Source organism: Arthrobacter sp. Dra40, assembly GCF_059091905.1.
Genome location: NZ_JBNHHB010000198.1, coordinates 1 through 9,442, shown reverse-complemented (window position 1 = coordinate 9,442; position 9,442 = coordinate 1). Strand labels below are relative to the sequence as shown.

Genomic DNA, 9,442 nt, shown 5'->3' with positions numbered 1-9,442 from the left:
AGAAGCCAGCCTTCCGAACCGGGATGTTGCCGAACTTCCAAGGTGCGTAGCGGCGAGGTTGAAGCGGCCCTGACCTGCAGGCGCCAGAACTCGACGTCACCAATGTTGCCCTGCCCGCACCCGGCCGACGCGTCTGATTCCCCCCCAGTTCCACCGGGCGAACCAGTGCGGCGGCTCGGCCGCCACCGGCCACAGCCGGCCCTGCCAGCGCACTGCCAAGGGCATGCCTTGGGGCGTGAACCGAATGTCGACTGGCTCATTGAGCGTTCTCTGGCCTGTTTGTTCCCGTACCGCTGTCATTGGTCTGTGCCGTCCAGCCTGAAATGGCGAAGAAAAATGTCGCCGCAAGATCCAGCACTAGTGCCCAGGTCACTTCTGTTGTTCCTCCGCCTGCCGACCATTGCGGCAGGACGTCCTACGTGCCCTGTCGGTGGATCACGTTACCGGCGTGGGAAGCCCGGTGCACGGGACCCCTCGCCGGCAGCCAGGCAGTAATGGGGCGGTAGCCCTGATGGCGCACGCATCCCAGAAGCGGAGCTTGAAGGGCCGGATCCAGGATCGCCGCCGGCAGCATTCTCTCCGCGGCGCATGCTGCAATTTATGCCCTGGTTACCGTAGGCTGCCGCGGCCTCGACATCGTGGTGTCGGGGGAACACTATGGACCCTATGAGCGTGTCGGTTTTGGTGTGCGGGAGTGTCTTCGATGGTATTTCCGAAGATCTCCGCGGCAGAACCGAGATTTTGGTCAAAGATGGTGTGATTGCCGAGATGGTGCGGTCCGTAGACCGGTCTGAGGGCGCGGAGGTGATCGACCTGACCGGGCATACCGTGAGCCCGGGATTCATCGACACCCATGTACACCTGACGATGGACGCCGCCGCTCTGGCCGGACAGACGCTGGAGTCAACGGCGACCAAGGCACTGGCCGGTCTGGGCCTCGCGCAGGAGTATCTGGGCTACGGCTTCACGACGCTGCGCGACCTAGGCACGATGGATCCGGAATTCCCGACAGTGGACCTGCGCAACGCTCTTGCCGCCGGAATCGTTCAGGGCCCGCATCTGGTGGTCGCGGGGCACGTCCTCAGCTCGACCGGAGGCCATGGCGATCTCAGCGGCTTCTATCCCTCTCGCTGGGACTTGCCGGTGTCCGCCGTCGCCGACGGCGTAGACCGGGTCCGGCGGCTCGTTCGGCGCGAGCACGCCTACGGTGTCGACTGGATCAAGACGGCCAACGCCGGCGGCTACTTCAGCGCGGGCGACGATCCCGCCCGCACCACATGGTTCGATGACGAGATGGAAGCCGTCTGCTCCACCGCAAAGCTGCTCGGCCTGCCCATCGCCGTGCACACCGGTGGTGCCGGGGCGTGCAAGCAGGCGATCCGCGCCGGTGCGCGCAGTCTTGAACACGCCTACCTGATCGACGAGGAGGGCATCGAGATGGCGACCCAAGCGGGGGTGTTCATCGTGCCGACGATGCAGATGACCCAGGAGGACCTCGCGCAACTGCGGGCCGGCACGCTTCCGGACCAGGCCGTCTGGAAGTTCCGCCGCGACAACCAACAGATCCTCGAATCCCAGCGGCTGGTCGCGGCCAGCGACGTCAAAGTCGCCTACGGCACCGACTGCGGCATGTTCCCCTTCGACCACGGCGTCCTCGAGTTCCAGGCCATGGTGGACGGCGGCATCAGCCCGCCTCGGGCGCTGCGCGCCGCCACTTCCGTCGCTGCCGAGCTGCTGGGCCGCGACGACATCGGCGTGCTCAAGCCCGGTGCCTGTGCTGACATCGTGGGCATGCCGGGCAACCCGCTCGAGGACATTACGGCCACGTCCCGGGTTGACTTCGTCATGCGCTCTGGGAGCATCCACCGCCAGCCCGGAGACGGCAGCAACCATCGGCGCTGACCCGCTTGCACGCGACTTGGCCCCCCGACCCCGTGCGATTCACTGCCCCGGACCCCACACTGACCGCACTCGCTACTTCTCGACGACTGCATTCTGTTGCGCTGCACGGCACAACTGTTCTTCGCGTTCTTCCGGCGAAAGCTCGTTCCATTTCTCGGTCTGGGCCTGGACCTGCGCTTCGGGGAAACCCAGCGCCTTCATTTCTTCGGGGGAGATGAGCACGCTGTTCTCCGCGCTGATCATGTTCTTCCGGTCCAGTTCCGCACCGGGCCCGTCAGCGTAGTCGGCTGAGCATTCGATGAATGGCTCATAGGCACCAGGTGCGTCATCTGCCGTGGTCCGGCTGGGAAGGGTGCTGATGCCAAGGATTAGACCGGCTGTCAGCAATAGGCCTGTAGTCAGCAGGACGGACGGTTTCTTAGCCATTTTGTTCCCCAAGCATCAGCCCCACTTGAGCAAGCGGGACAATCGTTTTGCCCCAGCCTACCCAACGCGATTGTGTGGCCGGACACTCAGCCTAGACGCAGGTATGTCCAGCAGGGAACGTTCCCCATGCCGACAGCCCTCGAATGCCAATACAACGCGGAAGTTGCCGGCGGAAACCTTTCGCCTGTGTTCAGGTTGGGCCGTCATCCGTTGGACCAGTCCACATGCAGGGAGGGCGAGCTGCAAGCAAGCTGGTTCGCTGATGAGAAATCTGTCGGCAGGGGACCTTGCGCACACCCAACGTTACCGACGTGCTAGCGGTGGTCATTGGCCTGCCCCGGGTCGGGCGGTGACTCCCCGGCGGCGGTTGTGCCGGTAGCTCCGCGGGGGCTTTCCGTGGTGGATCTACTGGGGGCGGTGTCGGCGGTGTCGTCGGCCACGATTTGTCGTGCATTCCGGGTCGCCACGGCGACCACCCTCTCCATTGGGCCCTGACCGAACTTGCGGTGCCAGAACCAAGCGAATACGGCAGCTGCGATCAGGTGCAGGACGAACCACACGCTCGGGTCGTCGTAGTGCAGTTCCGGGGCCAGGGCGAGCAGGTGGGCGGAGTAGAGGGTCAGGGTCATGGCGCCCATAACAGCCAAGGGCTTCAACAACCGCTCGGCCCGGGGGGCGATGAGCAGGAAGACGCCCAGCACCAGCATCCCCGTGCCGAGGCTGGAAGCGATGGCCAGCGGGGTATTGGCGTGTGGTGTGGCGATGGCCAACCACCACCAGGAGGTGTCGGGCAGGCCCTCCGGGCCGAACACCAAGGCCTCGTCGAGGTCGTGCGAAGTCATGCCCGGGGTGGCTAAGAGCGCCTCGTAACCTCCGGCGCGCAGCAGCAGGACGGAGACCACGTTGGACAGGACCGCCAGGGCCGCGCCGACCCCAGCGATGAGTCCCTGGATCCGGACACGGCGCAGGTCCAGCCGACCCAGGCCCAGCCCGGTCAGCAGGTAGGTCATGTAGGCCAGGGCCGGGTAGGAGCCGGTGAGCAGCAGTTCCGAGGCCGAGCCGAGCGGCTCGGTGACCAGGTTCACCACCGTGTGGTTCCAGGCCGAGGACTCCGGCAACGCCGGACCCAGTTGCTGAATCAGGACCGGGGCGACGAGGCTGAACACCGCTGCCCACACGAACAGTGCCCGGCACCGCAGGACTAGGAAGGGGATGGCCAGCAGGAAGAACACTGCGTAATAGAGCAGGATGCTGTAGGCCGGGGGATCCCAGGGCAGGATCGCCGAGATCACCAGCCCTAGGGAGCCGATCACCACGGCCCGTACTGCCAGACCCACCCGGTCCCCGGTCATTCGCCGGCCCTGGTGCGGAGCGGACCCGCCGGAGGACAGGGCCAACCCCACCCCGGCCAGCAGTGCGAACAGCGCAGCCGAGTCCCCGGAGAACAGGTTCCACGACAAGGTTGGCTCGCCGGTGTCCTCGTCTGCGTCGGGCAGGATGTGGATGGCCATCAGCCCGATCAGTGCCAGGCCGCGCGCGGCGTCGATGCCGATCAGCCGCTTCTTGGGGTGGTCTTTCACCGCCGCGGGAGGATCCGCGGTGTACGTCTGCGGGACAATATCTGCACTCGTCGGATCCTTGTCCTCGTTAGTCATGGGAGGCTCCTGGGGTCTGGCTTCTCGTTTGGCTGCTTCCATGACCAGATCAACATCGCCGGCTAGGTCCCTCTTATGCCGTTGCTGTGCAGAGCCTGTGATCAGCGTTCCCGGCTCGCCACGGGCGGTCCGCCGTCGGCGCGGGGCCACTTCAGGTCCGTGCCGAAGGAAAGGTTCAAGCCCTAGTCGTTGGGCACAGATCCAGCCGGTCCGTTCGGAACATCGCAGCGGTATCGGGGCTGGTGTTGGTGGGAGGCGAGAGAATCCTTGCACCGTCAGGAAGGGTGCTTGCGGGGCGGGAGTCGAGGGTGACCGTGACACCGCAGTCCCTGCGTGTCACGCTGCTGGCAGCTCCACGATGAACAGGGTCCGGCCGGGTTCGGATTCCACGGTGGCATCTCCTCCATGGGCGCGGGCCACTGAGCGGACGATCGACAGTCCCAGTCCCGTGGAACCCTCACGCGTGGTCCGGGCGGTGTCCCCGCGCACGAAGCGGTCGAACAGCCCGGAGCGCAGGTGCTGGTCGATCCCCGGACCGTCGTCCTGCACGGTGAGGCGCACGGTTCCGACGCCGGCCGGGGCCTCCTCTTGGAGGCGCACCAGCACGGTGGTGCCGACAGGAGTGTGCTTGCGGGCATTGGAGAGCAGGTTGGCCACCAACTGGGCCAGTTGCCGCCGGTCGCCGAGCACCGTCACCGGCTGCTCGGGCACGTCCATCATCCAGCTATGGCCGGGACCGGCCGCGGTGGCATCCGTGACGACGTCCACCACGACCTCGCCCAAGTCCACCTCGCCGCGCGGCACGTCTCGTCCGGCGTCAAGACGGGCCAGCAGCAGCAGGTCCTCCACCAGGGAGCCCATCCGGTCGGCCTGGTTGAGCACCCGGGCCACCGATTCCCGGCCGCGGTCGGTCAGAGGCTCAGTGAGTCGGATTATCTCGGCGTATCCGCGGACCGCGGCCAGCGGGGTGCGCAGCTCGTGGGAGGCGTCCGCCACGAAAGTGCGTAAGCGTTGCTCGGATTGGTTGCGCTGCTCGAACGCGCCGTCCACGGAGTCGATCAGCCGGTTCAGGGCCTGGCCCACGTCCCCGACCTCGTCGCCGGGGCGGGCCAGATCCCCTGGTACGCGATATGGCGCCAGGGAGACCTCACCGGACCCCATGGGCACCTTGGCCACTTGGGCCGCCGCGTGGGATACCTTCTTGAGCGGCCGGAACGAGCGGCGGATCCACCACCAGCTCAGCAGCCCAGCCAGCACCAAAGCGGCCAGCGAGCCGAGGACCTGCACCTGCGCCAGGTTGGCCTTCGTCCTGTCCACCGCCGCCGTGGGCAGTCCAACGACCGCCACGCCGTCCTCATCGTCGACGATCTCCGCGTGCACGAGGAACTGGCCCTCGTCCAGGTCCATGGCGCGGATCAACCGGACATCGTCTATGGCCGCCGCCTCCTCCTTCGACAGCTTTGCCAGCTCGGCGTCCTGCGCTTTCTGGGCCCGCAAAGTCTCCTCGGCCAGCGCGCCCAGCCTCTCCACACCGGGCGCAGAGAGCTTCACCGTTTTCCATTCCTCATCCAACCGCGACGCCTGGACCACCTGGCCGCCGGTCATAAGTAGCACCAGCATCCCCGCCGGCTGGCCCGAGGCATCCAGCGGATCGTGGGTGAAGTCCGGCGTGTTCTGCCTGCCGCGCCACAGGTAGGACCAGGATCGTTCCCAGGTTCGCTCCACGTTCTCCTCCAACTGGGCGTCCACCGTGCGTCCGGTCAGGGCCAGGGAGGTCAGGGTGAAGGCGCTCAGCACCGCGGCCAGCAGCACCACGACGCCGACCGCGGTCCTCACAGCCAGGGTCATCCGCAGCCGGGGCCGGGCGGCCACACCGTCCCGGCGGGGGCCGCCGGCCGAGACAGGCCCCCGGCCCGGGGCCGGGGATATCGGTGGCAGGGGCGACGTCGGGGAGGAACCGGGAGGCGGGCCGGAGGACGAGGTCACAGTCCCCGCCTCAGGTCGTCGGCCGCAGGACGTACCCGGCGCCGCGGACTGTGTGGATCATCGGGGCCCGCCCGGCGTCGACCTTCTTGCGCAGATAAGAGATGTACAGCTCGACAATGTTCGCCTGGCCGCCGAAGTCGTACTGCCAGACGTGGTCCAGGATCTGCGCCTTGGACAACACGGCCCGGGGGTTCTCCATGAGGTACCGCAGGAGCCTGAACTGGGTGGCCGTGAGGTCCACCGGCTCACCCCCGCGCCGGACCTCGTGGGTGCGGACATTGAGCACCAGATCCCCCACCACCAGTTCGTCCGACTCCTGCGCGGCCACCCCGGAACGCTGGACCAACCGGTGCAGGCGGATCAGCACCTCCTCCAGCGAGAACGGCTTCGTGACGTAGTCATCCCCGCCGACGGACAGCCCACGGATCCGGTCATCCACCGAATCCCGAGCGGTCAGGAACAACGCCGGCACGTCGGCACGGAAGGCGCGGATCCGCTCCAGCACCTGAAGCCCGTCGAGTTCCGGCAGCATCCAGTCCAGCACCAGCACGTCCGGGTTGGTGTTGCGCGCGGTCTCGACGGCGGCGCGTCCGGCATGCGCTACATGCACCTCCCAGCCGCACAGGGCCAGGCCCATGGAGACCAGGTCCGCTAGCATCGGCTCATCGTCCACCACGAGTGCGCACAGGGGACTGCCGTCCGGGTGGGCAAGCTTGGGCAACACCTCGCGCAGGGCCGCCAGTGACGTGGGCGAACCTAATCCGGTCGATGAGGACACGAAGGACTCCTGAGATCGGGCGGAGTTGACAACACCATATTGACAGTCCAGACGCCCATCCTGTCAGAAACAACAGCAGAAACTGTGCCCTGGCTGTGCATTCTGCGTCCGGGATAAGGCTCCCGCGGGCAGGACTGCCGTGTTCCCCTCTCCGTGCCGTCCACGGTGCTGGGGAGGCGCGCGTGTTCCATGGATCACGCTGGTGCCCCCTCCTCACCGGGTGCTCACCGGTGCGAAGAATGCGAGCACGCTGAGGCTGCATCGACAACGAACAGTGTGACGCCGACCTCGACGGTCAGGGGCAGATGAACCGGATACCGGCTCGGTGGCGTCTTGCGGGGGTTCTGCGCGACGCCGGACGCTCCGATGAGCCTGATTGCTCCTTTACCGACGCTTTCCCCGTCTGGGAAACATGTGCTGATCAACGGGGGTGCCTCTATGGTTTTCGTGAACGAATGGCCCCGCAGGCCGTGCCTCTATCAGCGATCAACTCCCAACGACCCGGTCCCGGTCTGGGGGCGTAGCTACAACGGAGCGACCCTCGCGATGTACCGACCCACTCCCAGCACGAGATCGACAGGAGCCTGCCGAGCCAGATGGCCTGAGCTACCGCGATACCCGGTCGACATCGACTCCCAGCAGGAAATCCGCTGCCTTGTTTCTGAGAGCGAACGCGACGGGCACAAGGGCGACAGAGCCAAGAAGTCCGAACAACATCGCAGGTCCACCGACAGCTGCGAAGGACCCGGCGTGAAAGCAAACACCCGCGAATATCAGCGCCATGAAACTAACGGAAACTGCCATGACGGTGGCCCATCGCTTTGACCGACCGGTCAAAGCCCCGCACCGCTCCCCGGCCGAGAGTAGTTGCCACGCGGCCAGCAAAGCCACCTCGAACCCGCCGATCGCAACCACTATTGCCGTGACGTACGGGGGCGCCAGATACGCAACCTCGGGGTAAGCATCGGCGTACTGGGCTGCTACCTGCGGAACAATCACAAGTTGAGCCAGCAGGGCGCCAAGAGCAAGCGCTCCGAGGATTATGCGGAGCGGTGTAACTTGCTGCCTGTTCATATCGAGATCATTCGTCTTACCCATATTGACTGTCAACCATGCGCGCGGGACGGGTGCCAACCGCATGGAGGTTGCTCGGGTGCGCCGGACAAGCCTGGGCAGATAACCGGCTGGCAACATAGCCCGGTGACAGGTAGATCGGCCTGACGCATACGGGCGCTATCTTGTGTCCGCCCCGGCGCTTCAGCTGTGTTCTCGGTGTTCGCCCAAGCTTGTCAGGCCGAGCAGGGCCATGGCTTTGCGGAGTTCGGGGGCGGCGGCATCGAGGCCGGTTAGTTCTGTGTCGCTGACGTGAGAGCTGTTCTGGCAGTCGGTATCGTGTTCGTCGACGGCCCAGAGGAGCAGGTCGTTTCCGTGTCGTGAACGGAATTGGATGCCGTGGCAAAAATCCGTGCCGTCCGGGTTTTTTGAGGGTCCAGAGACACTGGAACAGGGGCTGGTCGGCGCTCGTGCAGGATGTACCGGTTCGGGATTCGGTTCTGGAGGCTGGTGGGACATGGGGTGCCTTTTCCTAGAAGGCTCGGCTCCTGTTTCGTCGGATTGGTCATTGCGCTTGGCGCATGCCGACGGCAGGAGACAAACCCGGGAACGGGGCAAGATTGCGTACTTTGGGTCTGGAGGGGATCCCAACACTCTTTCGAGGTAAAACGTCTGTGACTCGTCCAGGGTCATCTTGTCCTTTCCGCACATGGTTGGTTACTGGCTTTGGGACAGGGCGTCGTTGACGAGTTTGATGAGTTCGTCCTGTGCTTTTTCCTCGATGTCGAGTCCGATTTTCACGGCGGTGGCCGTGAGGGTTCCTTGCGTTCCGGCTACGGACATGACCTTCTGGCTTTGCCCGTTGGGCAGCTTCTGGGTGGTGATGGAGCCGAGGGACTGCTCACCGTCTGTGGTCACGTCCAGTGGGGTGATCCTGCTGCTGATTTTCTGTCCTTCGGCTTCGATTTCGAAGTCGGCACACTGCTGCATGGATTCTTGTGCTTGTTCGAGCTGGTCGGCGATGACTTTCGGGTCTTTGACGGCGACGAGGGTGATGACGGTCTGGGACTTTTCCTCGGCCGATTGGCTGGCTCCGGCGGCGTAGGTGCTGCCGCCGGGTATCCGGGTCTGTTCGGTCGCGAACATGGAACAGGTTTCAGGGGTGATGGTCGCGTTCGCCAGCAGTTCCTCCGCGGCCGCGAGTCCCTGATCGATTTGGGCTGCCGGAACGACTGAGAGTTGTTTGCCCTGCGCGTCTTTTAGACCCGCGATCACTTCCTTGAGGTCATCGTTGGTGTATGTCGTGGCCGCCGAGGTGGTCTGCGGTGATTGGGCGGTAGGGGAGGCAGCCGGCTCGGCGGTCTCTTCCGGGGCTGCTTCATCTCCGCAGGCTGTGAGCATCAGCATTGTGGACAGGACCACTGCGCAAACCCCGGTTGTGCGTGCCATTCTTACCGTCTCCCTCGGTTCGCCGGTCACCGGCCGTGGATGTGCCGGCATGATGCGCGGCATAGGGCGTATCCTTCACTGGCTTTCTTGTAAAAAGCTGGCTTCAGCTTTCACCCAGTTCCTAGGGAAGCTTGCGGCGGCCAGCGGGACTTGCTGCATGCTGCGCCGAGGAAGCTTTTCCGCATAAAGGCAT

General features: G+C 65.2%; 7 protein-coding genes. 1 reads left to right on the top strand and 6 read right to left on the bottom strand.

The window, feature by feature from the left end:
• Positions 1–666 precede the first annotated feature (666 nt).
• Positions 667–1,902 carry a metal-dependent hydrolase family protein gene (locus tag AC5RWT_RS30890; protein ID WP_494083546.1) on the top strand — a complete coding sequence of 412 codons (1,236 nt, stop codon included), beginning with the start codon at positions 667–669 and terminating at the stop codon, positions 1,900–1,902.
• 72 nt (positions 1,903–1,974) lie between these two features.
• Here AC5RWT_RS30890 and AC5RWT_RS30885 read toward each other — a convergent pair whose 3' ends face one another.
• The 6 genes from AC5RWT_RS30885 to AC5RWT_RS30860 form a co-directional block, all read right to left on the bottom strand.
• Complete coding sequence (locus AC5RWT_RS30885; RefSeq protein ID WP_494083545.1) at positions 1,975–2,328, bottom strand: hypothetical protein; 354 nt, start codon at positions 2,326–2,328, stop codon at positions 1,975–1,977.
• A 314-nt stretch (positions 2,329–2,642) separates the two neighbouring features.
• Positions 2,643–3,983, bottom strand: coding sequence for a heparan-alpha-glucosaminide N-acetyltransferase domain-containing protein (locus AC5RWT_RS30880; protein ID WP_494083544.1), 1,341 nt, complete (start codon positions 3,981–3,983; stop codon positions 2,643–2,645).
• Positions 3,984–4,319: 336 nt separating this feature from the next.
• Complete coding sequence (locus AC5RWT_RS30875) at positions 4,320–5,819, bottom strand: sensor histidine kinase (protein ID WP_494083543.1); 1,500 nt, start codon at positions 5,817–5,819, stop codon at positions 4,320–4,322.
• Positions 5,820–5,979: 160 nt separating this feature from the next.
• Positions 5,980–6,747, bottom strand: coding sequence for a response regulator transcription factor (locus AC5RWT_RS30870; RefSeq protein WP_494083542.1), 768 nt, complete (start codon positions 6,745–6,747; stop codon positions 5,980–5,982).
• Between the two features lie 606 nt (positions 6,748–7,353).
• Positions 7,354–7,845 (bottom strand): DUF2975 domain-containing protein, encoded by a 492-nt coding sequence (locus AC5RWT_RS30865; RefSeq protein ID WP_494083541.1) that lies wholly within the window; start codon positions 7,843–7,845, stop codon positions 7,354–7,356.
• A gap of 672 nt (positions 7,846–8,517) precedes the next feature.
• Positions 8,518–9,249, bottom strand: a complete 732-nt coding sequence (locus AC5RWT_RS30860) for a hypothetical protein (protein ID WP_494083540.1) — start codon at positions 9,247–9,249, stop codon at positions 8,518–8,520.
• Positions 9,250–9,442 lie beyond the last annotated feature (193 nt).